Here is a 25,649-nt window from a genome sequence, read left to right as displayed (position 1 = left end):
GTTATTCCTTTTTGTCCTGCGCAACAAATGCCTTGATAAAGAAAAAAATTCCGATGAAAATGACTACTAAGGCAAATGCATCTAATACTGTAAAACCATCATGATCATTAAAGTAGAATAAAGTAGCTATTTCAAACTCGGCAGAAGTTGGTGTTACGATGGTTAAAAATCCAACGGTAATAAATAATAAGCCCACTCCAGAATATGCAAGACCTGCTGCCCAGTTAATCGCCTTGTCCGGCAGATTTTTGACACTAAAGGAGCGGTGTTGTCTTAACAGCTTATCCATGTCTAAAACAATTTCCTCACTTCCTCTGGCATCATCAGTGTGGGAGGAGGAGTTAACTTTATATGCCTTTTCCATGGTATGCAAAAACAAGTGTTGCATTTCTATGGCTTTTTGCTTACTCACAGGTTGTTTCTCGAGTTCCTCAAGAAACTCTGCAAAAACCTTTTCAATTTTTAAAACCTGCGTATTGTCTGTGGCCATAAATAGCTATTATTTCACTTTGTGCGCTAATTTAAATAAATTACGAATCTAATTACCGGATAAGTTTCATGAAAAAAGTATCTATTATTACTGTCAATTTTAATCATAGCCATGTAACAGACGAACTGCTGGACTCTATCCGTAATAAGAATCGGTATGAAAGTATCGAAATTATTGTAGTAGACAATGGTAGTAAGGAAAATCCTGTTCCTGTTTGGAAGACAAAATATCCAGAAGTTATTTTTATCCGTTCAGATAAAAATCTGGGGTTTGCTGGTGGAAATAATCTGGGACTAACTGCTGCAACGGGGGATTACTTGTTTTTTGTAAATAATGATACTGAGTTCACAGAAGGACTTGTTGATACATTGGTTGAAACACTTTCAAAGCATCCGGCAGTAGGAGTTGTATCTCCTAAATTGCTGTATTTTGACCAACCCCGTATGCTTCAGTTTGCGGGATATACCCCTATGAATTATTTCACGGCAAGAAATGAATGTATTGGCCAGTTTGAAACAGATCAGGGTCAATACAATCATTTGGAAGGACCAACCGGATTTGCACATGGAGCAGCCATGATGGTTACTAGAGAAGCTATTGAAAAAGCGGGGACAATGGCAGAAAATTTCTTCTTGTATTATGAAGAACTGGATTGGGCAGACAGGATCCGTAGAAGTGGTTTTGAAATATGGGTGAACATGAAAGCAACCATCTTTCACAAGGAATCTATTTCTGTTGGAAAAAAAAGCGCTTTGAAAGAGTATTACATGAATCGAAACCGTATACTGTTCATCCGAAGGAATGCTCCGTTTTTAAAGGCATTATGTTTTTATTTTTATTTTCTGCTAATAGTAACTCCCCGTAATCTGCTCACCTATGTGAAAGAGAAAAATTATAACTTCATTAAGCAACTCTTTAATGCTATATGGTGGAATGTAACCAATGGAGTGAATAGTAATCACTTAGGATTCAAGCCTTAATTTTTTTTATGCAAATAATTTTCTGGATATCAATCGCTATTATCATTTACACTTATGTTGGATATGGTTTGCTATTGTATTTTATACTAAAAATAAAAGCCCTTGTTAAAGGGAAAAGAAAATTGCCGGAGCCCGGATATGCACCTTCTTTAACAGTTATTGTTGCTGCTTATAATGAAGCTTACTGTATTGAAGAAAAAATAATCAATACACTTGCGCTAAGTTATCCTGCAGATAAAATTAGTTACATATTTGTTACAGATGGTTCAACGGATAGTACGCCTGATATCGTAGCAAAGTATCCGCAAATAAAAGGAATGCATCAATCTGGTAGGAGTGGTAAAATTGCAGCTGTACATCGCGCCATGCAGGAAGTAAATTCGGAAGTTGTTGTTTTTACCGATGCAAATACTATGCTAAATAAAGATGCTTTGCTAATGATGTGCAGACACTATATTGACCAGAATGTGGGTGCAATAGCAGGAGAAAAAAGAGTCCAAATAGATGAGACAGCAGATGCAACAGCAGGAGAGGGGTTCTATTGGAAATATGAATCGAAATTAAAAAAATGGGATTCTGAATTGTACTCTGTGGTTGGAGCAGCAGGTGAATTATTTAGTATACGAACAAGCCTGTACACTCCGGTTGAACCTGATACCATCTTAGATGATTTTATGATATCCATGCATATAGCATTAAAAGGATTTAGGATTGTTTATGAGCCAGATGCCTATGCATCTGAATTGGCTTCAGCTAATACAGGGGAAGAATTAAAAAGGAAGATACGAATTGCTGCAGGAGGTGTTCAGTCTACTATTCGTCTCAAGTCTTTGTTATGGCCATTCAGTCAACCTGTTTTAAGTTTTGAATACATTAGTCACCGGATACTCAGATGGATAGTGACTCCCTATATGATGATGCTGGCTTTTATTCTGAATTGCTTAATAGTTTATACAAGTGGCATGGATAATATATATGGATTGATGTTAGCCGGGCAACTATTTTTTTACCTTGCGGCTATGCTGGGATGGGTTTTGGAGCAACGGCAGTTGAAGGTTAAGGTCTTTTTTATTCCCTATTATTTTTGCTTAATGAATTATGCAGTAGTAGCAGGATTGTTCAGATATTGTTTTACAGAACAGTCAGTTTTATGGGAAAAAGCGAAACGAAAATGATGGGTATTTAAAGTTTTCACCGTATCTTCAATCTAGTAGAATAATAAGTAAAAGAATCTTTAGATAGATGATTAACAAAATTCTTTGCGTTGACGATGACAGTATCTCGCTTACAATTTCAAAGTTACTTTTGAAGCGAACTGGATTTACCAATGATGTAGTAACTGCTGTAGATGGTAGTGATGCTTTGGATTATTTTAAGGATTTATTTGCTACAAGTTCAGATCCTGTTGCAGATGCACCCTCTTTGATTCTTTTAGATATTAATATGCCGGTAATGAACGGCTGGGAATTTCTTGAAGCGTATATCCCTTTGTTTGCCGATAAATTACCTCAAACGAAAGTGATTATTCTTTCCTCTACCATTGATCCCGAAGACTTTTCCAGAGCTAAAAAGTTTCCAGTAGTTGCACAGTTTGTAAGCAAACCTCTAAGTGTTGAAAACCTTGCTGAGTTGAAAGAAAACGAGTTTGTTCAGCAATTTTTTTAAGCAATCTTTTTATTCCGGCAACTAACGGTTATTTGCCATCCAGGCTTCAATCGCGCTATATACAGGTTGGCTTAATGGAACATTTGGTAGTCTCAACTGATTGTCAATTAATCCCATTTTATACATGAATGCCTTAACCCCTGCAGGATTGTTTTCAGCAAACATTAAATCGTAAGTTGGTATTAATTTATCATTGATTACCCTTGCTGCTGCATATTCATTGCTAAGGCAGGATCTGACCATATTGCTAAATTCAAGCGGGAATGCATTAGCAGCAACACTGATTACCCCTTCCATCCCACATGCTATCTGAGGGAGTGCCAACGCATCATCTCCACTTAAAACAAGGAATCCATCAGGACGATCCTTCAGTATTTGCATGCATTGTGCCATATCTCCGCTTGCTTCTTTGATTCCTATAATATTAGGTACTTCATTAGCCAGCCTAAGGGTAGTGCCCGCTGTCATATTTCTGCCTGTTCTGCCTGGGACATTGTATAAAATGACAGGTTGGGGTGATGCTTCAGCAACCAATTTGTAATGCTGAAAAATTCCTTCCTGAGAGGGTTTATTATAATAAGGAGCTGCACTTAATACTGCTGTAGCTTTCTCCAGAGGTAGTTGTTTAAAATCTTCCAGTAAATGGGCGGTATCGTTTCCTCCTATACCCACAACAACTGGTACACTGCCTGCAATTTTCTCATAGGCATATTCCAGAATTTCAATTTTTTCTGAAGAAGATAGTACAGGTGTTTCGCCTGTAGTACCCAGTAAAACCAGATATTCGACCTTATTGCAAATTAAGAAATCTATTACATTACCTAATGCAGAAAAATCGATTTTGCTTTCCTTGGTAAATGGGGTAATAACTGCGACACCTGTTCCTCTTAGTTGATCTTGAACTTGCATAAAATTTATATAGCAGATTCTTCCCAGAATCCCATTTTACAATACTTGTTAATTCTGTTGTTGATTCTTTCAGCAGCATCAACATTTTTAAATTCTGTCAAAGCCTGTTTAATATTTTGCTTTAATATGTCCGCGGCTTCCTGGTAGTCCCAATGAGCACCGCCTAATGGTTCCGGTACAATTTCATCTACCAGTCCAAATCCTTTCATGTCAGTAGCAGTAAGTTTTAATTGCTCGGCAGCAGTTTCCTTTTTATCCCAACTTCTCCATAAAATAGAACTACAACTTTCAGGAGAAATAACGGTGTACCAGGTATTCTCCATCATAAGGGTTTTATCTCCTACACCAATGCCTAAAGCACCTCCACTGGCTCCTTCTCCAATAATTACCACTACAATGGGTACTTTTAAGCGCATCATCTCGTAAATATTACGGGCAATGGCTTCACCCTGTCCTCTTTCTTCTGCCTCAAGGCCCGGGAAAGCCCCAGGGGTATCAATTAAGGCAATTACGGGCTTATTAAATTTTTCAGCCAGCTTCATTAAGCGCAGTGCTTTTCTGTATCCTTCTGGATTAGCCATTCCGAAGTTTCGCATCTGGCGCATCTTGGTGTTTACGCCTTTTTGTTGTCCTAGAATCATGACAGTTTCACCGTCAAGTTGCGCAAATCCGCCTACCATTGCCTTGTCATCCTTCACATTTCTGTCGCCATGCAATTCCACAAAGTTGGTGCACATTTTATCAATGTATTTCAGGGTATAAGGCCTGTCGGGGTGACGGCTTAGTTGTACTCTTTGCCAAGGGGTTAAATGAGCCGTTATCTCTTTCCTTTTTTCAAGAATGGACGCTTCCAATTGTTGTAGCGTTAGGGTATAGTCTATTTTAGGATTCTTTTCCGCTAATTTTTTTGTCGCATCAATTTGTTCATACAACTCTTTGATAGGGGTTTCAAAATCAAGAAATTGTCTATTGGGGTATTGAGGCATATTATATGATTTGGCGGTAAAAATAGGCATTGCTTTTTTTTTTGAAAAGATTTGTTTGAAAAACTCTTTTCCCCTTATCTTTGCAATCCCAAAAACGACATAACCTGTCGAACTAAGGAATGGATCGGTAGTTCAGTTGGTTAGAATGCCGCCCTGTCACGGCGGAGGTCGCGGGTTCGAGTCCCGTCCGGTCCGCAGAAGCCACTCATTGAGTGGCTTTTTGCATTTTAGTTGCTCTTTATGAAACTGAGGGTTTGTTTTTGCCCTTCCTTTCTGATTTCCAGATAATATATCCCATTGGGTATAGCAGCCATATTTAGCTGAAATGTATTGCTGGTGGTAACAGCTTGTGAAATACTTTTTCCGGCACTGTTGAATACTGTTAAATGCTGTTGTTTACCGTTCTGTAATCCCTGAATGGTAAGGGTATGGCTCACTGGATTAGGAAACAATTGAATACGGTTTGCAGAAACGGGATTATTTACACTGGATTTACCCACAGGCTTCACAAAAACCGGGGTTTCAGTTGCATTCACAATAACACTGCTATTGGTTGCTTTTAATTTTAAAATAGTCATTTCACTGGAACCTGCTGTAGGGGTATAAATATAGGCTGAGTCGGCAGTGCCCAACTGCAGCGTATAAACCCCTGTTCTTCCTTTTTCATCCGGAATATAAACTACATACATTTTTCCTGTATCGTTCAGTATATATTCGTCTACAATGGGGTCTGCATTCAGAGATTGACTAAATACATAATCCCCAAACAATTTTTTTGTCTGATTAATAAAATCTGCTGCAGGTCTGTTATTTAACGCATCGCCCAACAAACCACTGGTTGCATAAAGAAGGGGGGAGCCGGTATTGTCGTCTTCCAGTTGATAAAAAAATTGCTTTTCAATGCCGTTTCTTGCATACAATAGCGCAGTTCTAAGCAACCAGTCTGCCTGTGTTTGCAATGGTCCTTTAGTGCCTATTGAAATGGACTTATTGGGACTGCCAGGATTAATATCGTAACCGGTTTCGGTTACCCATACAGGCATATTATTTAAATAGATGGCTGCATTAAGCATGAATGCTTTAGCTGTGGAGTCAGCATTGGCGTTTTCTGACCTAAGCTCTGGTGCTATACCTCGCAAACTTTTTGAGTCATTGGTGTACAAATGGTAATTGATAATGTCCCAGCAAATATTTACAGATCCGTCGGACTTGAATCCACGGAATTCCTTGCACCAATCTATCATACCTCTGAAATAATCAGTTGAAGCTAGCGCAACACCTGCCATAACAACTTTTATAGTACTGTCCGCATTTTTTACGCCAACTCCAATGCCTAAAGTGCCTTTATGTCCGTCGTAGAAAGCTGATAAATTGGCGGCATACTCTCTTCCAGTTTGATAGGCTTTTCTACCTTTCCACCATTTGTCTCTTTCATTTTCACATTCAATATAATCTATTAGCCCCAGCCCCATTTTTACGATATTGATTTCGTCCCCGGTAAATCTGGATGAATCAAAAACGGATAGCAATCCAGAACTGATGTTTTTATTCTTACCATATCTTGCCACGAACTGAAATCCAACTTTAGCCTGCTCAATGTAAGAGGCAGGGTCACTAAGATTTTTTCCATAGAATACAGGATTATTTTCACTGTCTTTCAGGTTGTCCGGATACGAAGCCACCATCCAATCGGGTAAGGTTTTTAAACAAGGCAATACAGGAATACCTTCTCTTTTACATGCTTCATAAATTGCATCGTAATTCCAGCTCCCGCTTCTGGTAGGACTATACGTATAACTTCCTTGTCTGTATTCCAGTTTCTGCCAATCCATATAATGTCTAAATCCGCCAAATTGCTTTACTGTGTTTAGTCTTTTTGAGTCAATAGCAAAAGGATCTGTGCGTGCATCTGAAAAATTCCACTCATATCCGTTAACGCCTAGTAATCCTGAAAGGGGATTCTTCTTTTTTATTACGGCATTTACAGGCGATGGGGCTGTGTATGTTCCATATAATTCCATCTCAGTGGGATAATCTTTTTCCGATACCAACATCAAATACATGATATTGGTTGCTGGTGTGTCAAGTTGAATAATATCAGGTCTGCTTGGATATGGACCAACCCAGCGATTGTATTTACTGCCATCAAAAGATGCAATAGGTTTTCTTACCCAGTTGCTGTCGATAATGTAAAGAATAAAAGGTTGAGCATTCGTTCCTACCCAATCATAGAAGCGAATGCGCTGAATAGTCATTGATTCGCCTTTTAATAAAGGGTAGTATGATTCATGTAACGGGATGATTTTATCGTATTGTGCGTCAATAGAGGTGAACAAGTCGCCATCCGTCAATTGTTGAAGTCCTTTTTCCGCATTGGTTAACTGATACCATCTGTTGCCATCCAATGGGATTTTCTGATCGGTCTGAGCAAGAGAAAAATGATAAAAAAGAAAACAAAAAAACAGGATAAATATTCGATTGCTCATATTGAAAATATAAAAGATACTTTATTGTATCTGCAAATTAAACGGGTTTCTCTTTCTTAGAGTCATTTCGAGTGCTGAATGTTGTACAGGTTAGATATAAAAACAAAAAACCGGTCAAAAACGATTGACCGGTTGAACGAATCCCATTCTTCTAAACTAAAACAAGAATTTAAATCCAAATGACAATGGGGCAGTCAATGTTGGATTGCTTCCGCCTAAAGCACTATTGTATGCACTTTCTACATTGGCTACATGTGCCAGAGAGAAATCGGTGATTGTAGTTTTATTGCCTGTTTTTGGGGTAAGGGTAGTAAAAGACAGGTTGGCAAGATTATAAGAAAACTCAACACTGAAATGTTTACCTAAAATCATATCCAGACCACCCGATGCAGCAAGTCCAACCTGTGTTACTTTCAGTTCACTTTGTTTTTCTTTACCAGTAATAATTGGGGCTGCAAGCTGTCCAAAAAAGTACATGCTGCCAGCAACGTTCCAATATTTTCTCACCAATGGCTGAAATACGAATAAACTGGTATTGGCATTGGTAACGGCACCATTAACAGATTTAATATTCACGGTCCCAATTCCTGCACCAATGGCAACAGATGGGGATACAAAATTACCTACAATTGGTAAAACGGTCAAATTGGTGCTCTTGTTGGTGCCCGTCTTCGTTTGTGTAAATCCAAACTGAGAAGTAGCAAAACTAGTTCCCTGTAATCCCTTTTTCTGCGCGTTTGCTCCTAAACTTACGATGATGAGCAGAAATGCTGTCATTAACTTTTTCATAAACAATAATTTTATGCGAAGCTATATAGCTCAGTTTGGGTGAAAAATGACCTGGATTACCCGCGATTATGATACTCATCATATTTTTTTTTGAACGGATGAGCAAGAGAGATAACTATGGCTATCTTCGTTCAAACACTAATTTTTTATGCAATTGAAAGTAGTGATTAACAGTGCTGTTCATGTCATTTTTGCCATCTGGTGTATTGGGTATTCCACGCTAAAAGCACAAGTGCCCGAGCCAATGGGAACTGCCGCCATTTTTCAGCAAATGCAGAAGCTAAAAGTGGTGGGTAGTGTATTATATGTTGCAGCACACCCTGATGATGAAAACAATAGTCTTTTACCTTACCTGGCAAAAGAAAAAAAGTACAGAACAGCATACCTCAGTTTAACAAGAGGAGATGGGGGGCAAAATCTGATCGGTTCTGAACAAGGAATAGACCTTGGACTTATCAGAACCCAGGAATTACTAGCTGCCAGAAAAATTGACGGGTCAGAACAATATTTCACCAGCGCTTATGAATTTGGGTTTAGCAAAACTTCTTCAGAAACGCTTTCCATTTGGGATAAGCAAAAAGTATTGGCAGATATGGTATGGGTAATCAGAAAATTTCAGCCCGATATCATCATTAACCGTTTTCCACCTGATGCGAGGGCCGGGCATGGGCATCATGCATCATCAGCAATTTTGTCTGCAGAAGCATTTAAAGCTGCAGGGGATCCCAATCAGTTTCCAGATCAATTGAAAAAAGGGGTAGGTGTATGGCAGGCTAAGCGATTGTTGTGGAATACCTTCAATTTCGGAGGTGCAAATACAACCAGTGAAAACCAACTCAAAATAAATGCTGGCGTTTTTAATCCTTTTCTTGGCCAAAGCTATGGCGAAGTGGGGGGCGAAGCAAGATCGATGCATAAGAGTCAGGGAGAGGGGAGGCCAAGAAGGAAAGGGCCCATTTACGAATATTTTGTAACTGTAGCTGGAGATTCTTCTGTTAATCAATTAATGGATGGAATTATCACTGATTGGAGCAGATTTGGTAATCCGGGTAAAATGATTGAGCAACAGTTAGATAAAATTATTCGCGATTTTCAATTTTTAAAACCAGAGAACTCTGTCAAAGCATTGGTTGATGTATATCGACAGGTTAGCATACTTTCAATGAATGCAGCATGGAAAGAACAAAAATTAATGGAGCTGACCCATTTGATTGCGGCTTGTGCCGGATTGGTTGCTGAAGCAACTACAGAGATGGAGTACGCAATTCCGGGAGAAAAAATGGGCATTCAGTTTCTGGTTAACAAAAGAAGCGATGCCAATATAGAATTAAAGCAAATACACTTGAAGTCGCATGGAAAAACGGCATATGATTCCTCTGTGAATATTAGTTTGCTAAACAATACCAATTACAATATTAATTATCAGTATACTGTGCCAGTCAATCAACCATTAAGTCAGCCTTATTGGTTGGAATCTCCCATGAAAGATATGGGCACATTTAATGTTACTGATCAGCATTTAATTGGTTTGGCTAATTCAGCTCCTGATTTTGAGGTAAACTTTTCATTTGAGATTTATGGAGAAAAATTCTTGCTAAGGTCACCCCTTCAGTATAAATACGTGGATTTGGTAAGAGGGGAATTGTATGAACCACTCAACGTGATTCCACCCGTTTTGGTCTCTCTTAACAAAAGGGTTGTTTTTTCCAATTTAATGACACCTGACAAACAGAAAATTCAGCAGCCTGATATTTTACTTCAGTTCAAATCTAATTTTACGGCCTCCGCGGTTCCGTTAAAATTGGGAGTTAAAGATGAAAGCAACCAGCTTTTTTTTAAAGACACTGTTTACAATCTAGTTGCAGGTAATATTTATCCTTTTACCGTTTCTTTATCTGATGTAATTAAAAAGAAAAAGAACAATACCATTACAGGTGAAGTACAGTTAGTTAGAAACGGTCAATCTTTTTCTTTTGACCAGCAATTAAAGACAATCCATTACGATCATATTCCTGCTATTAATTACCTATACAAAGACCAGATTCAGCTGATTGATGAGCCAATATTTTCAACACCCAAAAAAGTAGGTTATATTATTGGAGCAGGTGATCGGGTGCCAGAAGCATTAATGCAATTGGGTCACACCGTTGAGTTTTTGCAGGAAGCAGATTTAGTAGCTTCTAAGCTCTCACAATTCTCAGCAATTGTAGTAGGTATCAGAGCATATAATATTCATGAGTGGCTTACCAATAAGAATGATGTGCTGAATAAGTACATTGAGAACGGCGGACATCTGATTGTACAGTACCTTAAGAATAATCTGGTGGGCAATAAGCGTGTCAAAGTAGGACCTTTTGACTTTTCCGTTTCTAACGTAAGAGTTACAGAAGAAAAAGCCAAAGTAGAATTCCTAAACACGCAACACCCTTTCATGAATTTCCCCAACAAATTAAGAGACAAGGATTTTGATAACTGGATTCAGGAAAGAAGTACCTATCAGATAGAACCTGTAAAAGCTCCATATGAAACTTTTTTTCAAATAAAGGACACAAATGATGCTCCTACCAAAGGAAGTTTGGTAACTGCCAGCTATGGTAAAGGACATTTTACCTACGTTAGTTTGGTCTTGTTCAGGCAATTGCCTGCAGGTGTTTCTGGTAGTTATAAATTATTAGCTAACTTAATTGCAGCTACTGGCAATAAATAATTATGCAACCGAGAAAGAAAATCAGTTTTTTTTTATTAGTAGTCATTGGGGTAGTCATTGGTCTGTTTTTGAAAAATGTAAAAGCAGGGCTTTTGATTGGGATAGGATTGGGATTATTGGGCGGAGGATTGTTAAACTCAAGATCAAGAAAATGAAAGAAAAAATACCCTTATTTAGTTCCTGGCGTGGCTGGTATGTTTTTATACTGATTGTTTTGTTGTGTCAGATTATTTTATTTGAATGGATAACAAACATATTTAAATGAGATTAACCGACTGGATTGTTTTAATTATAACTCTTTCTGGAATTATTGCTTATGGGGTTTACAAGAGTAAGACCAGCAAGGACATGGAAGGGTATTTTCTTAGTAACCGCAATATGCCCTGGTACATTGTGTTGCTAAGTATTATGGGTACACAGGCAAGTGCCATCACTTTTCTTTCAGCCCCTGGTCAGGCTTTTACCGATGGTATGCGTTTTGTTCAATATTATTTTGGTATTCCAATTGCGATGGTGGTTTTGTGTATCACATTTGTTCCTCTTTTCAGCAAACTAAAAGTAATTACTGCCTACGAATATCTGGAACAGCGCTTTGATGTTAAAACAAGAACATTTACTTCTGCACTTTTTTTATTATCAAGAGGTTTGTCAACTGGAATTAGTATTTATGCTCCTTCTATCATCTTGTCTTCTTTAATGGGATGGGATATTTATTACACCAATATTGTTATGGGAGGCTTGTTGATCGTATATACTGTTACTGGCGGCGCCAAAGCGGTTGCTTATACTCAGCAAATTCAATTAATTATCATTTTCATTGGAATGTTCATCGCAGGCTACCTCATTGTAAAGCATTTGCCGGAAAATGTAGGGTTTAGTGAAGCGCTTGCCGTTAGTGGGGCTGCTGGCAAAATGAATATTATTACAACAGGATTTACAGAAAATGGATTTGACTGGAAAGATAGGTACAATATAATCAGTGGGATTATTGGTGGTTTTTTTCTAGCACTTTCTTATTTTGGTACCGATCAATCTCAAGTTGGAAGATACCTGACTGCTAAAAGTGAATCGGAAAGTAAGTTAGGGCTACTCATGAATGGCTTGGTAAAAGTGCCTATGCAGTTTTTTATTCTTTTACTGGGAGCGCTATTGTTTACTTTTTATCAGTTTAATCCTTCCCCTATTTTCTTTAACAGGGCTGCGGAAGATAAAGCAATGCAAACCCCTTACAAAGATTCATTGCTGCAAATCAGGTATCAGTTTGAAGATGAACAGTTTTCTCAGCAGGCAAACAGTAAACTCTTTGTATTGAATGCTACGCCTGCTTTAAAGGACAGTGTTGCTAACGGCGCAGAAAAACTGGCTATACTTAAAAAGGAATATAAAGCTGTCATTAAAAAAGCAGTTCCGACTGCAGACACCAATGATACCAATTACATATTCCTGAGGTTTGTGGTTGATTTTTTACCTGCAGGCCTGGTTGGATTACTGATTGCCATAATTTTTCTTGCTGCTTGGGGTTCCATCGCTGCTGCACTGAATTCGTTGGCTTCTTGCACCATGGTTGATTTTCATAAACGGTTCTTTAGCCAGCATAGTAATGCAAATATGGAAGCACAATCATTTAAAGATTATCAGCTCTCTAAATGGTATACATTTTTCTGGGGTGTGTTCTGTATTATTACTGCACAGTTTGCAACAGGTATGGGTAGTTTGATTGAAGCTGTAAATGTATTGGGGTCGCTTTTTTATGGAGTGATTCTCGGTATTTTTCTGGTTGCATTTTATCTTAAAAAAATTGGAGGGACTGCTGTTTTCTGGGCGGCAGTTATGGGGGAGTTGCTGGTAGTTGCTTTATTTCTGCTAGACAAGTACAATATAATAGGGCTAGGCTTTTTGTGGCTGAATGTTGCCGGTGCACTTGCTGTAATTGCTTTTAGTGTCATTTTGGGATTTTTCAAAAGATAAACCCTTATCTTACCAAATAAGATTTGGGAATTATGAAATCATCTTTTCAGGTTGTGCCTTGGGCACATACAGCTACCTTATATGAAGTTAATATTCGGCAATATACAATCGAAGGAACTTTTGCTGCATTTATAAATCATCTGCCTAGACTGAAAGAAATGGGCGTTACCATATTATGGCTAATGCCCGTTACTCCAATCAGCATCGTAAACCGTCAGGGAAGTTTAGGCAGTTATTATGCCTGCAGTAGTTATACTGAAATCAATCCTGAATTTGGAAGTAAGGACGATTTTAAATTGTTGGTTGAAAAAGCCCATGCCCTTGGGTTAAAAGTAATTATAGACTGGGTGGCAAATCATACTGGTTGTGATCATCATTGGACGAAGGAACATCCTGACTGGATTATGCAAGACGAGCAGGGTAATTTTACAGAAAAAAATGGCTGGAAGGATGTGATCGATTTAAATTTTGCTGTTCCTGAAATGCGTCACGAGCTTATAAAAGCTATGCGTTATTGGGTAAATGAATTTGATATAGATGGTTTCCGCTGTGATATGGCACATTTAGTGCCTCTTGATTTTTGGCAGCAGGCAAGATTAAGTTGTGAGTTAACTAAGCCTCTCTTCTGGTTGGCTGAATGCGAAGTGCAGGACTACCATCAGGTATTTGATGCAACCTATGCATGGTGGTGGATGCACGAAACAGGACGATATGCAGAGGGGCATAGCAGTTTACATGAAATTAGAAATGTATTGCACGCTTATTCACACTATCCAAAGCACGCAATTAAATTATTTTTTACATCGAATCATGATGAAAATAGCTGGAATGGAACAGAATATGAAAAATATGGATCTGCTGCGCTGGCATGGTCAGTTTTTTCATTTACTTGGTCAGGAATGCCGCTAATTTATAGTGGGCAAGAGAATCCGTTACTGCAACGACTTGCTTTTTTTGATAAGGATTTGATTGAATGGAAAGCGCAACCATCTCTGCATCAATTTTATCAGAAACTGACAAGTCTGCGGGCAGAAAATCCTGCTATTTACAAAGGGGAAACTTTTATTCTTCCATCCGATCAGGATCATTCTCTGATGGCATATTTCAGAAGAAGCGGCAAACATATTGTAATGGTTTTATTAAATGTTTCCAAGCAGAATAGATTGAGTATTCATGTTCACCATGATTGGTTAAAAGGAAGTTTCAAGAATGTATTTTCAGGTATAATTTTTGAATTTGACCATACGGAAAAATTTGAGTTACAGGCAGGGGAATACATAGTGTATGAAAAAATAGTTTGACCCGTCCTAAATAACCGATACGGTTATTAAAGTATAAAAGTAGTTTATTCAAAGGTAGCAGGAGCGTTCCTGCTACCTTTTTTGTTTTTATAGGTTTTAATAGGAAGTTTAGATTGACAATGCATTTGATTGGGGGTTAAATAGGAGCAAGAATAGTGTGGTCTTTCTTGATTATAGATGTCAATGGTTTCTTTAATAATTTGCTGTTGAGTAGTTAGGTCAACTTTGTAGTTTTCGATACAAAACTCATTTTTAATGATTCCATTGACTCTTTCAGCTATGGCATTTGAGTAGGGGTCAGAGTCTGTCGTCATACTACAAGTGATTTTATGATTACTAAGTAACCTTTGATATTCATTGGAGCAATATTGTAGGCCTCTGTCTGAGTGATGTATGAGTACTGCTTCTCGATATTTTCTTGTTTTAATAGCCATTTTCATTGCTCTTAAAACCCCTTCCGTTTGTAAATTATTCGATAGGTCATACCCAACTATTTTCTTTGAGTAGGCATCCGTAACCAATGCAAGGTAGTGGTGTCCAATGGCAGATTGCATATAAGTTATATCGGACACCCATACTTGTTCTGGTCTTGTGATAAATAATCCATTTACCAGATCTTTATGCTTTCTGAACCTATGGTGAGAGAAAGTTGTTATCCTGTAACTCCTTTCAGGCTTTACTTCTAGGTGATTGGCTTTCATAATGGCAAATAACTTATCTCGACCAATTCCAAGTAGTTCCAATTTAGGCTTTAGTAAGAAATACAATTTTCTTGTGCCAATTCGTGGCATTCTTCTACGTATAGGAACAATTAAATCAATTACCTCCTGAGCTAGTGTCTTTCTTTTATTGGTAGCCCTAATTCTGCGATAATAGACCTGTCTGCTTAACCCGAACAACGCACAGGTAGCTGTTAGCGTTTCTTTTTTTTCTGATCGATATTGGTCGATTGTTCGGGTGAGGAGTTTTTTCTTATTGGAATATTATATTCTTTCTCTGCCAAATTGATCATCATATCGAAAATCATGGCTTTTTTATCTGCCTGCTCTACTTGATGTTCTAAAAAAGCTTTTTGCTTTTCCAGAAGCTTAATCTTTAATTCCATCTCGAGCAGCTTTTGCTCTGGGGTTTTGGGCATATACGAGGGAGTTTGGTTTTCCCAGTTAAAGTTCCCATATTTTCTTAACCAGGCAATAATAGTTGCCCTAGATTGCACCCCATACTTGACCATGGCCCCTCTAGTGGATAGTTTACCGCGTTCAATTTCTTGAATAATCTCTAATTTTAGCGACAAAGGGTAATCACTTTGTTTTCGCTTAACATACTGATTCTCTTGATTGTCCTGCATATTTTACATTTTGTGTATCGATATACTAGGACGAGACAGTTGATTGATAAAAAATAGCCCCGCATCAATGATGCAGGGCTTTTAATTTCTATGATTTTGTAAGATCGGACTTACATACTTTTATTCTTCTGTTATCTGAAGGGGATAAGTGTAACGACCTTCAAATCCAGGATAGAAGCCATCTATGCGAATGGTTCCAGATTTGATATTTCCCAGGGCAATCTTTAATTCGTCAAGATTTACAATTTCCTTGCCGTTGATTCCGGTGATAACAAAACCATCTTCCATACGGCTCTTGCTTAATAAGCCACTTCCCACTTTCTTAACCAATACCCCACCTGGAACATCATTAGCTGTAGCTACCTTTTTGTCAAGGTTAACTAATTCACCTCCCAGCTTTTCAATAACACTGCTACTTCTAACAATATCCGTATTTCCTGCTTTGTTTTTTAGGGTAATGGTTACGGTATTCTCCTTGCCGCCGCGCTTGTATTGTACAGTTACTTTGTCACCTGGTTTATAACGGGCAACCTGTTCCTGCAATTCAGGTCCACTTGTAATAGTTACACCCTGAATCTTGGTAATGATATCTCCTTTTTTTAATCCTGCACTTGCCGCAGCACCACCTTCAGGAGTATCTGTAATGTATACGCCTTCTCCTTCTTTATAAGCAGTGCCTAATTCTTTTTCCAGTTCTCTTTTCGCCTCATCTGTTAAGTTTTCTTTTGGATAACTGATGCCAATAAAAGCTCTCTGAACGGTTCCAAATTTCACTATGTCGGTTACAATTTTCTTAACCATGTTCACAGGAATTGCATAAGAATACCCTGCATAAGAACCAGTAGGAGATGCAATGGCAGAATTAATACCAATAAGTTCACCATTGGTGTTGATAAGGGCTCCGCCGCTATTTCCCGGATTTACCGCAGCATCTGTTTGAATAAAAGATTCAATAGGGTTGGCGCCTTGTCTTCCATTAATATCAATTGATCTTGCTTTTGCGCTGATGATACCTGCGGTTACAGTTACATCCAGACTAAAAGGATAGCCAATAGCAAGTACCCATTGTCCTAATTTAGCTTCATCGCTATTGCCATAAACAATATATGGAAGTGATTTTCCTTCAATTTTTATCACAGCCAGATCACTGTTCGGATCCTGACCAATCAAAGTGGCTTTGTATGATTTTTTGTTGGCAAGGGTAACATTAATTTCATCAGCCCCGTCAATCACATGGTTGTTGGTAACAATATAACCATCATCTGTTATAATTACGCCGCTTCCACTTGCTCTTTGTTCCGGTTGAATTCTGGGGCCGCCAAAGAAATCGCCGAAATCGTCCCCAAACATATCCATGAATGGGTTACGCTGACGCTGTGAACTGCTTATTTGCTTGGCCTTGGTTCTTGTTTTAATATGCACAACGGCAGGAGTCCCGGTAGTGGCAGCCGCCGTAAAGTCTACAGCAGCAGAAGCTGCATTATTGGTACCTCCAAAAAATCCAGCATAATTAACGGGTAGTTTCCCTTGTTCCTGTATACCGGCCTGCTGGTTCTCAATAAATTTACCGTAGCCCCATACACTTGCAAGGGCGGTAGTGGCGCTAATGCCAACGATCAGTAAACCATTTTTCCAATTCATATGCGCTGTTTGTTTTAATAAAATTAATCAATTAGTGTGCCTATTAGATAGCAAATAAACAAAGCTGTTTAATTGACAGGTAACCAATGCCACCATTTAACAAATTTTTCCGAAAAAATGTCATTTTGATAATGCCGATAAAAATGCCATTGTATCTACTCCGTCAGCATAATCACTAAGTTCTGGGGCCTGTGCTTTACCAAAAGGAATCAGGTCCTTGCCCACAATACATTGAATCGTCTCGTCATGCTGCAATTGTTCCACCAGTTCTTGTTTGTTTTGGTAGAATGCATAATGCAATTGACTAACAGGTGAAAAGGGCGAAGGATTTTCTGTAAGCACAACCAGGTCGTTGTTCATATAATATTTTCCTCCCATGATCAACAAAGCAAGGTGGTAGTCAAAGTTGTGCTTGTATTTGTGGTAATCAATAAATTCAGGATACTTCTTAAGCGCGTTTAGTAAAGGCTCAAAGGCATAATTTTCTGGCACGTATACCTGTGTCACATTTCTGCATCCTAATCCGAAATATTGCAAAACATCATCAGCAAGTAATGAAAGGGTTTCTGCAGATTCAGATCCGTCAAGAATAGCAACTGAGGTTCTATTTTTTCTGATAATATTCGGGTATTTGCCAAAATAATAATCAAAATACCTGCTGGAATTATTACTGCCTGTTGCAATATAGGCATCCAGCCCTTTCAATTTTTCTGCAAAGCCAACCCAGTTTTGAACCCGAATGTCCCATTCGTATAGCTTCGCTATCAGGTGCTTAATCAATACTTCATCTTTTGAAGAAGGCTTGATAACACTAATATGGCCAGAAACAAATACACAGATAAAATCATGAAATCCCACCAAAGGGATATTGCCCGCCATAACTATACCTACTTCCCTGGGTGTTTCCAAAGAGGCGGGTATCTGGTAGTGATCCCCCCAGGCGATTAGTTTTTTTTCGTCCAGGAACTGCCCGGCAATTTGCTGGCTGGCCTTTTCAATGAATTCCGGAACAAACCACTGGTTCTCTTGATAAGCTTTTTCTTTGACTTCCTGCCATTCAGGGGTATTGGACAGAATATATTGACCTAATCGGGATAATAATCCAATTCGTTCTTGTAAAATCATTTGTCAACCGTATTTTTGGTACTGCAAAAGTAATTTTACAAACCTAACAAACCCATTTCGTATGGCAATCAAAATAACAGAAGAGTGTATCAATTGTGGGGCCTGTGAGCCAGAATGTCCTAATAATGCAATTTATGAGGGTGGAGTAGAGTGGGCTATTGCCGATGGTACTACTATCAAGGGAAGTTTTCAATTAATGGATGGCAGTACTGTTGATGCAGATCAGCGTTTTGCCCCCATTAGTTTAGATACCTATTTCATTGTCCCCAATAAGTGTACCGAATGTCAGGGATTCCATGAAGAGCCTCAATGCGCTGCCGTTTGCCCTGTAGACTGCTGTGTGCCTGATGAAATGTACCAGGAAACGATTGAAGAATTAATGGCCAAGAAAGCTAAAATGCATATTTAATTGCACAATATATCAGATGAAGCGAAAAGTAGCACTGGTTACAGGTGGTTTAAGCGGAGAAGCACAAATTAGTTACAAGAGTGCCTTAACGGTAGGTAATCATGTTGACCGATCCAAGTATGATGTGTATAAGATTGACATCAATGCAACAGGTTGGTGGTATGCATCTGCTTCAGGCGAAAAACTGCCGGTGAACAAAGCTGATTTTTCCATTCTGGAGAACAATGAAAAAGTGGTATTTGATGTGGCATTAATGTGTATTCATGGCACACCGGGAGAAGACGGGAAATTGCAGGGATATTTTGATTTGATTGGTTTACCCTATACCAGCTGCGACGCAGCCACGTCTGCTTTAACCATGAACAAGCGATATACAGTTGCTGTGGCATCATTCGGTGGTATAGCTGTGGCTAAGTCCATGCATTTGTTCAGCCACACATATGTTCCGGTAAGCGAAATACTATCAAAACTGCAATTGCCATTGTTTGTTAAGCCCAATAACGGCGGAAGCAGTATAGGGATGAGCAAAGTTACCAGCGCAGAAGAATTAGAACCTGCCATAGCCAAAGCTTTTAAGGAAGACCATCAGATTTTGGTGGAAGAGTTTATTGGAGGAAGAGAATTTACCATTGGTGTTTTTAAGCAAGACGGGATTATTAAAGTTTTGCCAATAACAGAAATAACTACACAAAATGAATTCTTTGATTTTGAAGCCAAGTATCAGGGGAAAAGTGTAGAAACAACTCCTGCCCTCATTGATGAATCAATGAAAGCGGCATTGGAAGCAGCAGCTAAAAGGGTATATGAAATCTTTAATTGCAGAGGAGTTGTTAGGGTTGATTTTATATACGAAGAAAAACAGCAGAAACCTTTTATGCTGGAAGTAAATACGGTTCCGGGTCAAAGTGATGCTTCTGTAATTCCGCAGCAAGTAAGAGCAATGGGGATGAGCCTGACCGATTTTTACTCCGCAGTAATTGAGCAAGCTTTTCAATAATTTTCCTAAACCAATAATAGCAAGTGTTTAAGTTCATCACAGATAAACCGCTTTGGATAAATATAGTAACAGGAATAGGGATAATTCTGTTGTTGATACTCCTTTTTTTTGGATCACTTGACTGGATTACGGGTTATGGAAAATTCGAAAAAGTTCCCAATGTTGCCGGTCAGCATATTATTGCTGCGCAGAAATTATTGGAAGACCAGGGTTTTGAAGTTGTTATTCAGGATTCTGTATATATAGATACCATTGCCAAACAGGCTGTGATTAGACAGTCTCCTGAAGCAGATGCCATTGTTAAAACCGGCAGACGGGTTTATTTAACTTTAAACAGAACCATTCCTCCGCAGGTAGAAATGCCCAATCTCACTGGGTTCTCTATTAGAAGTGCAGAAATGTATTTACAAAGTCTTGGTTTAAAATTAGGGTTTGTGACCTATAAACCTGATATAGCCCGCAATGCTGTTTTAGAACAATTAATGAATGGTACGCCCGTAAAGCCGGGGCAAAAAGTCCCTATTGGTACCATCATCAATTTGGTATTGGGTAGCGGTATTGGTGGAGATGAACTGGAAATGCCTGATTTGGTTGGGCTTACACTAGAACAGGCAAGAGCTACTTTGGTAGGAATGAATATTAATATTGGATCTATAATTGCTGCCGGATCAATAAAGGACTCATCATCAGCATTCATTATCAGACAAAATCCTCCGCTTTGGAGTGATGCGCTTGGGGCTGATGGTAATCCCACAAAAAATAAAATCAGATCCGGACAATTAGTCGACCTTTACATTAGTGAGCAGGCACCTGTAAAAGACACCGTAAATCATCATCCTTAAAAATATTGTATGCAAACGATTACTGTAGAAGAATTAAAAGTAAAGCTGGATAGCGGTGAAACTATCAATTTAGTAGATGTGAGAGAACCCCATGAAAGGGCTGATTTCAACATTGGCGGTTTACATGTACCATTGGGACATATTCAGACAATGCAGTTGGATGAAATAGAACATTTGAAAAACGAGCCCATATTTATTTATTGCAGAAGTGGAAACAGGAGTGGCCAGGCTTGCTTGATACTAGAAACTGCAGGCTTTTCCAATCTGATAAATGTAACCGGAGGAATGCTTGCTTGGCAGGATCGAATAAAAGGATAATATATTAACATCATTTTATAATGCCCCAACCTGAATTATCAGTGATTGGGGCTTTTTTTGTATTTACAATATAACTTATGAGTAAGAAGACAGTATTGCTGATTTTGTTTGTGCTAGTTCAATTATCACTGTGGGCAAATACTGTTTCCGGCGTAATAAGTTCTGCAGCCAATCAAGCACCCTTGCCATTCTCTTCGGTATTGGTAAAAGGAACAACTAAGGGAGCATCTGCTAATAGCAATGGATTTTACAGCCTTTTATTAGAACCAGGCAAGTATACATTGGTATTTCAATTTATTGGATACCAATCGCAGGAAAAAAATATTGTTGTTGCCAATCAGCCAATAAAGCTTGATGTTTTTCTGGTAAATCAAACCTATCAGTTAAATGAAGTTATTGTAAAAACAGGGGGTGAAGATCCTGCTTATAGTATCATCCGAAATGCTATTGCTAGGAGAAAAGAAAATGCAACTGAAATCAAACAATTTTCAGCTGAAGTGTACATAAAAGGTCAAATGCAGCTTAAGAATTATCCTAAAAGTTTTTTAGGACAGAAAGTAGATTTTGAGGATGGGGATACTAGTAAAAGGAAAATGTTGTTTCTGTCTGAAACAATTGCAAAGTATTCAGTGATTGAACCCAATCAGAAAAAAGTAGAGATTGTTTCAACAAAAGTCAGCGGCAGAAGCAATGGATTTGGCTTTGGTAATCCTCAGATTATTTCATTCTACGACAATATTGTATCGCTGGGAGATGGTTTGAATCCTAGGGGATTTATATCTCCAATAGCTGACAATGCGCTCAATTTTTATCGGTACAAATTCGAGGGTACATTTTATGAATCAGGAAAGGAAATCAATCGTATCCGTGTGATTCCAAAAAGAAATTATGAGCCACTTTTTTCCGGCTTTATTCATATCACTGAAAGTGACTGGCATATTCAGAGTGTAGACCTGAAGCTGATAAGGGAACAGCAAATGCAATTGCTAGACTCATTGCTTATACAACAACAGTACGTTCCATTGAAATCTTACTGGGTAATTAAACAGCAAACGATTTATCCCTATGGTAAATTCTTTGGGTTCGATTTTTTTGGAAGTTTTCTGCAGGTTTACAATCAGTTTAATATTACTCCAGTCTTTACACCCAAATTCTTTAATAATGTAATTCGGAAATACGAAGACAGTGCGAATAAAAAAACAATGGCTTATTGGGATAGTATCCGTCCACTACCATTGTTGGCAGAAGAAATTAGGGATTACCAGAAAAAAGACAGTTTGGAAAAAGTAAGAGAATCCCCTGCCTATCTGGATTCACTTGACAGAATAAGAAACAAGTTGAGTTTTGGGGCTATATTGTTTACGGGAAAGACATTTTCAAAACGGAAAGAAAAAACGACTTTTCGAATTGATCCTTTAATTAATGCCATTAATTTCAACACAGTGGAAGGAGGGTCCTTGTTGATTGCTCCTCAGTGGCGAAAACAATATGAAGGCAGAAAGTCGCTAAGCATTACTCCCGAGTTCCGGTACGGCTTTGCCAATAAACATTTCAATCCTTCGCTGGCAGTGAATTATAGTTTTGGTAAAAAATATTTTCAGTCGTTGCAAATTGCAGGAGGGAAAAAAGTATTTCAGTTTAACAATGCGGCTCCCATTTCTGAGTCCATTAATTCAATCTATACACTGTTACGTGAACAGAATTTCATGAAGATTTATGAAGCAGATTTCTTGCGCATCAATTATAATGCAGGTATTGGGTACGGTTTAAATTTTTCGGGCACGCTTCAATTCCAGAATAGAAGACCTTTACATAATCTGCCTGATATTGCTTTTTGGAAAGATTTTCCTGACAGATCTTTTACAAATAATTATCCTTCTGATTTAGGAGCGGGTTCCATGCAGCCTCATCAGGCATTGCTGCTAAGTGCAGGTCTGTCATGGGTTCCGGGTTCCAGATACATTGAATATCCGGATCGCAAAGTGAATATAGGTTCTGGTTATCCTACTTTTACCTTAACTGTTACCAAAGCAATTTCAGGTATATTGGGTGCAGATGCAGATTATACCAAATGGCGCCTGAATATATCTGATGAGATGAATCTGGGGCTTGCGGGCGAATTAAAATATGCATTTACAACAGGAGGATTTTTGCATCGTAAAAAAGTGTTTGAACCCGATCAGATTCATTTTCTGGGCAACCAGGTTATTTTGGCCAGTCCCTTCACCAGCTCGTTCCAATTAGCCCCATATTATCGTTTCAGTAATACAGCTGCTTTGTATGGAACAGGTCATATAGAATACCATTTAAACGGTTTATTGACCAATAAAATTCCCGGGTTTAAAAAGCTAAACTGGTTTTTAGTTACTGGGGCCAATGGGCTACTATTGGAAAAAGGAAGGTACTATCTGGAGTATTTTGCTGGGTTGGAAAACATTTTCAAGATACTTCGGGTTGATTATATCCGCTCTGTAGAGCAAGGAGGAACCCAACGTTCGGGAATCCGCATTGCATTGCCTGTTAGCAGATAAGTTGTATTTTTGCCATGAATTTTGGCTGCCCTGCAAGCAGCTCCATTGTTTAACGGAACATAGCAAATGCTATGTCTAAAATTTATTTTATGGCAGTATTACACAACCGTGTCTCCAATAAGGAGCTCAAGGAACGTTTGATGCAAGAGACGTTCAAAAGAATTACCATTAGTTTTTATCGTTATTTCCCCATCCAGAATCCGCAGGAATTCAGAGATCAGCTGTACAAACTATACAATGCTATTTCCGTGTTCGGAAGGGTATATGTTGCCAAAGAGGGAATCAATGCACAGATTAGTGTTCCTGAACATCATATAGATGAGTTTAAAAGCATTATGGAATCGATACCCGGGTTGGAAAATCTGAGATTGAATATTGCTGTTGAAGATCCTGCTGGTTTGAATGACCCATTAACACAGGGAAAAAGTTTCTGGGTGTTGAAAATAAAAGTGAGAGAAAAAATAGTAGCGGATGGGATTGATGACCCTGCTTTTTCTATGGAGCGCAAAGGGAAGTATTTAAATGCTGCCCAGATGAATGAAATGCTGAATGACCCGAATACTATTGTGATAGATATGCGGAATCACTATGAGTATGAAGTAGGACATTTTGCAAATGCAGTTGAAATTCCTTCTGACACATTCAGAGAGCAATTGCCCATGGCGGTAGAAATGCTGCAGGGTAAAGAAGATAAGAATGTGGTGATGTATTGCACAGGCGGTATAAGATGTGAAAAAGCCAGTGCCTTTATGTTGCACAAGGGTTTTGAGAAAGTATATCATCTCGAAGGGGGGATTATTCATTATGCGAATGAAATAAAGCGCCAGCAAATGGAGCCAAAATTTATTGGGAAAAACTTTGTATTTGATGACAGGCTAGGGGAAAGGATTACCCAGGATATTATTGCACATTGTCATCAGTGCGGTGAGGTTTGCGATACCCATACCAATTGCAAAAATGACGGATGCCACCTGCTTTTTATTCAATGCCCATCCTGTGCCGAAAAATATGAGGGCTGTTGCAGTACCGAATGTAAGGACACTATTCATATGCCAGCGGAACGCCAGGCTGAAATAAGAAAAGGGATAGACAAGGGGCGTAATATTTTCAATAAAAGCCAGGCCAGAATAAGACCTAGGCTGGACGAAATAGTAAAGGAAAAAAAAGAAAAAGGGCAGGAGATTTAATCCTGCCTTATTGTATTTTTCCGAGTGACTGGATCACCGCACTGTAAGTTTCTTCTTTTGTAAAATCCTGTGGCTGGAAAGATTCGCCGATTACTTTCTCATACAATTCAATATATCTTTTGCTGATGGTTTGTATCCATTCATCGCTCATTGCAGGAACGGTTTGTCCTTCCTTACCCATAAAATTGTTGGCGATCAACCATTCCCTTACAAACTCCTTGCTCAACTGAATTTGTCTTTCTCCGCGAATTTGTTTTTCCTCAAACTGGTCTGCATAAAAATAGCGGGATGAATCAGGGGTGTGAATTTCATCCATTAGATAAATGGTATCTCCCAATTTGCCAAATTCATATTTTGTATCGGCCAATATCAATCCTCTTTTGGCTGCAATCTCTTTTCCTCTCTGAAACAAGGCCAATGCATATTTCTCGAGCACATTCCACTCTTCGGCGGTTGCCAATCCCCCGGCAATAATGTCTTCTTTGGAAATGTCTTCATCGTGTCCTTCTGCTGCTTTTGTGGAAGGTGTTATTAATGGGGTAGGGAAAAAATCATTTTCCTTTAACCCTTCAGGCATGGCAACCCCGCAAATCATTCGGTTTCCGGACTGATATGTTCGCCAGGCATGGCCAACCAGATTACCTCTAACTACCATTTCTATTTTAAACGGCTCACACTTTCTCCCAATGGAAACATGGGGAGCGGGTGAATCTATTAACCAGTTGGGACAGATATCTGCAGTCTGTTTCAGCATATATGCTGCAATTTGATTCAATACCTGACCTTTATAAGGGATTGTTCTGGGTAAAATAAAATCAAAAGCGGAAATCCGGTCACTGGCCACCATCACCAGCAATTGGCTGCCAATGGAATAAACATCTCTCACTTTGCCTTTATAAAAACCAGTCTGATTGGGGAAATTATACTGTGCCATTTCCCAAAAGTAGACAGCTATTTTTCTAAAACCTAC

23 protein-coding genes and 1 tRNA gene are annotated in these 25,649 nt (G+C 38.7%); 14 read left to right on the top strand and 10 right to left on the bottom strand.

Annotated features, from left to right (window positions below; genetic code table 11):
- Position 1: 1 nt before the first annotated feature.
- Complete coding sequence (locus TEGAF0_RS05310; RefSeq protein ID WP_264900664.1) at positions 2–490, bottom strand: hypothetical protein; 489 nt, start codon at positions 488–490, stop codon at positions 2–4.
- A 68-nt stretch (positions 491–558) separates the two neighbouring features.
- Here TEGAF0_RS05310 and TEGAF0_RS05305 point away from each other — a divergent pair, with 68 nt between their 5' ends.
- The 3 genes from TEGAF0_RS05305 (at position 559) to TEGAF0_RS05295 (ending at position 3,135) form a co-directional block, all read left to right on the top strand.
- The gene (locus tag TEGAF0_RS05305) at positions 559–1,470 is read left to right on the top strand and encodes a glycosyltransferase family 2 protein (protein ID WP_264900662.1); all 912 of its coding nucleotides are present in this window, start codon (positions 559–561) and stop codon (positions 1,468–1,470) included.
- Positions 1,471–1,478: 8 nt separating this feature from the next.
- Entirely contained in the window at positions 1,479–2,645 is a 1,167-nt protein-coding gene (locus TEGAF0_RS05300) for a glycosyltransferase family 2 protein (RefSeq protein WP_264900661.1), read from the top strand.
- Between the two features lie 67 nt (positions 2,646–2,712).
- The gene (locus tag TEGAF0_RS05295; RefSeq protein WP_264900659.1) at positions 2,713–3,135 is read left to right on the top strand and encodes a response regulator; all 423 of its coding nucleotides are present in this window, start codon (positions 2,713–2,715) and stop codon (positions 3,133–3,135) included.
- Positions 3,136–3,156: 21 nt separating this feature from the next.
- On the opposite strand, the gene dapA is transcribed toward TEGAF0_RS05295, so the two are convergent.
- Together dapA and TEGAF0_RS05285 are read right to left on the bottom strand one after the other, a co-directional pair.
- Positions 3,157–4,044: a 4-hydroxy-tetrahydrodipicolinate synthase gene (gene dapA / locus TEGAF0_RS05290; protein WP_264900657.1), complete on the bottom strand. Its 888-nt coding sequence runs from the start codon at positions 4,042–4,044 to the stop codon at positions 3,157–3,159.
- Positions 4,045–4,049: 5 nt separating this feature from the next.
- Positions 4,050–5,060 carry an acetyl-CoA carboxylase carboxyltransferase subunit alpha gene (locus tag TEGAF0_RS05285; protein WP_264900655.1) on the bottom strand — a complete coding sequence of 337 codons (1,011 nt, stop codon included), beginning with the start codon at positions 5,058–5,060 and terminating at the stop codon, positions 4,050–4,052.
- Between the two features lie 91 nt (positions 5,061–5,151).
- On the opposite strand from TEGAF0_RS05285, the gene TEGAF0_RS05280 reads away from it, so the two are divergent.
- Positions 5,152–5,225: transfer RNA gene (locus TEGAF0_RS05280), tRNA-Asp, on the top strand.
- 32 nt (positions 5,226–5,257) lie between these two features.
- Here the strand turns inward: TEGAF0_RS05280 and TEGAF0_RS05275 are convergent.
- Together TEGAF0_RS05275 and TEGAF0_RS05270 are read right to left on the bottom strand one after the other, a co-directional pair.
- A complete protein-coding gene (locus TEGAF0_RS05275) occupies positions 5,258–7,516 on the bottom strand; it encodes a T9SS type A sorting domain-containing protein (RefSeq protein ID WP_264900653.1) in 2,259 nt (752 codons plus the stop codon).
- A gap of 156 nt (positions 7,517–7,672) precedes the next feature.
- Positions 7,673–8,305, bottom strand: coding sequence for a hypothetical protein (locus TEGAF0_RS05270; RefSeq protein WP_264900652.1), 633 nt, complete (start codon positions 8,303–8,305; stop codon positions 7,673–7,675).
- 148 nt (positions 8,306–8,453) lie between these two features.
- Here TEGAF0_RS05270 and TEGAF0_RS05265 point away from each other — a divergent pair, with 148 nt between their 5' ends.
- From TEGAF0_RS05265 to TEGAF0_RS05250, 4 genes are all read left to right on the top strand, one after another.
- The gene (locus TEGAF0_RS05265; protein WP_264900651.1) at positions 8,454–11,012 is read left to right on the top strand and encodes a PIG-L family deacetylase; all 2,559 of its coding nucleotides are present in this window, start codon (positions 8,454–8,456) and stop codon (positions 11,010–11,012) included.
- Between the two features lie 2 nt (positions 11,013–11,014).
- Entirely contained in the window at positions 11,015–11,167 is a 153-nt protein-coding gene (locus tag TEGAF0_RS05260) for a hypothetical protein (protein WP_264900650.1), read from the top strand.
- A 106-nt stretch (positions 11,168–11,273) separates the two neighbouring features.
- On the top strand, positions 11,274–12,980 hold the full coding sequence (locus TEGAF0_RS05255) for a sodium:solute symporter family protein (RefSeq protein WP_264900649.1): 1,707 nt from the start codon (positions 11,274–11,276) through the stop codon (positions 12,978–12,980).
- Between the two features lie 32 nt (positions 12,981–13,012).
- The gene (locus tag TEGAF0_RS05250) at positions 13,013–14,281 is read left to right on the top strand and encodes an alpha-amylase family glycosyl hydrolase (protein ID WP_264900648.1); all 1,269 of its coding nucleotides are present in this window, start codon (positions 13,013–13,015) and stop codon (positions 14,279–14,281) included.
- A gap of 44 nt (positions 14,282–14,325) precedes the next feature.
- Here the strand turns inward: TEGAF0_RS05250 and TEGAF0_RS05245 are convergent, their stop codons facing one another.
- The 4 genes from TEGAF0_RS05245 to TEGAF0_RS05230 all read right to left on the bottom strand — a co-directional run bounded on the left by TEGAF0_RS05245 (position 14,326) and on the right by TEGAF0_RS05230 (position 18,395).
- A complete protein-coding gene (locus tag TEGAF0_RS05245; protein WP_264898971.1) occupies positions 14,326–15,180 on the bottom strand; it encodes an IS3 family transposase in 855 nt (284 codons plus the stop codon).
- A 14-nt stretch (positions 15,181–15,194) separates the two neighbouring features.
- The gene (locus TEGAF0_RS05240; RefSeq protein ID WP_264898973.1) at positions 15,195–15,629 is read right to left on the bottom strand and encodes a hypothetical protein; all 435 of its coding nucleotides are present in this window, start codon (positions 15,627–15,629) and stop codon (positions 15,195–15,197) included.
- Between the two features lie 120 nt (positions 15,630–15,749).
- On the bottom strand, positions 15,750–17,270 hold the full coding sequence (locus TEGAF0_RS05235) for a S1C family serine protease (RefSeq protein ID WP_264900647.1): 1,521 nt from the start codon (positions 17,268–17,270) through the stop codon (positions 15,750–15,752).
- Between the two features lie 120 nt (positions 17,271–17,390).
- On the bottom strand, positions 17,391–18,395 hold the full coding sequence (locus tag TEGAF0_RS05230; protein ID WP_264900646.1) for an aldehyde dehydrogenase family protein: 1,005 nt from the start codon (positions 18,393–18,395) through the stop codon (positions 17,391–17,393).
- 61 nt (positions 18,396–18,456) lie between these two features.
- On the opposite strand from TEGAF0_RS05230, the gene TEGAF0_RS05225 reads away from it, so the two are divergent.
- The 6 genes from TEGAF0_RS05225 to trhO all read left to right on the top strand — a co-directional run bounded on the left by TEGAF0_RS05225 (position 18,457) and on the right by trhO (position 24,679).
- Complete coding sequence (locus TEGAF0_RS05225; protein ID WP_026752225.1) at positions 18,457–18,804, top strand: 4Fe-4S dicluster domain-containing protein; 348 nt, start codon at positions 18,457–18,459, stop codon at positions 18,802–18,804.
- A 16-nt stretch (positions 18,805–18,820) separates the two neighbouring features.
- Positions 18,821–19,801, top strand: a complete 981-nt coding sequence (locus TEGAF0_RS05220) for a D-alanine--D-alanine ligase (protein WP_264900644.1) — start codon at positions 18,821–18,823, stop codon at positions 19,799–19,801.
- A gap of 23 nt (positions 19,802–19,824) precedes the next feature.
- A complete protein-coding gene (locus TEGAF0_RS05215) occupies positions 19,825–20,643 on the top strand; it encodes a PASTA domain-containing protein (RefSeq protein ID WP_264900642.1) in 819 nt (272 codons plus the stop codon).
- Between the two features lie 9 nt (positions 20,644–20,652).
- Positions 20,653–20,961 (top strand): rhodanese-like domain-containing protein, encoded by a 309-nt coding sequence (locus tag TEGAF0_RS05210; protein ID WP_264900640.1) that lies wholly within the window; start codon positions 20,653–20,655, stop codon positions 20,959–20,961.
- A gap of 77 nt (positions 20,962–21,038) precedes the next feature.
- Positions 21,039–23,492 carry a DUF5686 and carboxypeptidase regulatory-like domain-containing protein gene (locus TEGAF0_RS05205; RefSeq protein WP_264900638.1) on the top strand — a complete coding sequence of 818 codons (2,454 nt, stop codon included), beginning with the start codon at positions 21,039–21,041 and terminating at the stop codon, positions 23,490–23,492.
- Positions 23,493–23,581: 89 nt separating this feature from the next.
- On the top strand, positions 23,582–24,679 hold the full coding sequence (gene trhO / locus TEGAF0_RS05200) for an oxygen-dependent tRNA uridine(34) hydroxylase TrhO (RefSeq protein ID WP_264900636.1): 1,098 nt from the start codon (positions 23,582–23,584) through the stop codon (positions 24,677–24,679).
- A gap of 7 nt (positions 24,680–24,686) precedes the next feature.
- Here trhO and TEGAF0_RS05195 read toward each other — a convergent pair whose 3' ends face one another.
- The gene (locus TEGAF0_RS05195; protein ID WP_264900634.1) at positions 24,687–25,613 is read right to left on the bottom strand and encodes a phosphoribosylaminoimidazolesuccinocarboxamide synthase; all 927 of its coding nucleotides are present in this window, start codon (positions 25,611–25,613) and stop codon (positions 24,687–24,689) included.
- Positions 25,614–25,649: the final 36 nt, after the last annotated feature.

It is taken from the genome of Sediminibacterium sp. TEGAF015 (genome assembly GCF_025997995.1).
In the GTDB taxonomy this organism is placed as follows: Bacteria; Bacteroidota; Bacteroidia; order Chitinophagales; family Chitinophagaceae; genus Sediminibacterium.
Note: the sequence above shows the minus strand (reverse complement) of the source record. Positions and strands in the feature narration are given on the sequence as shown.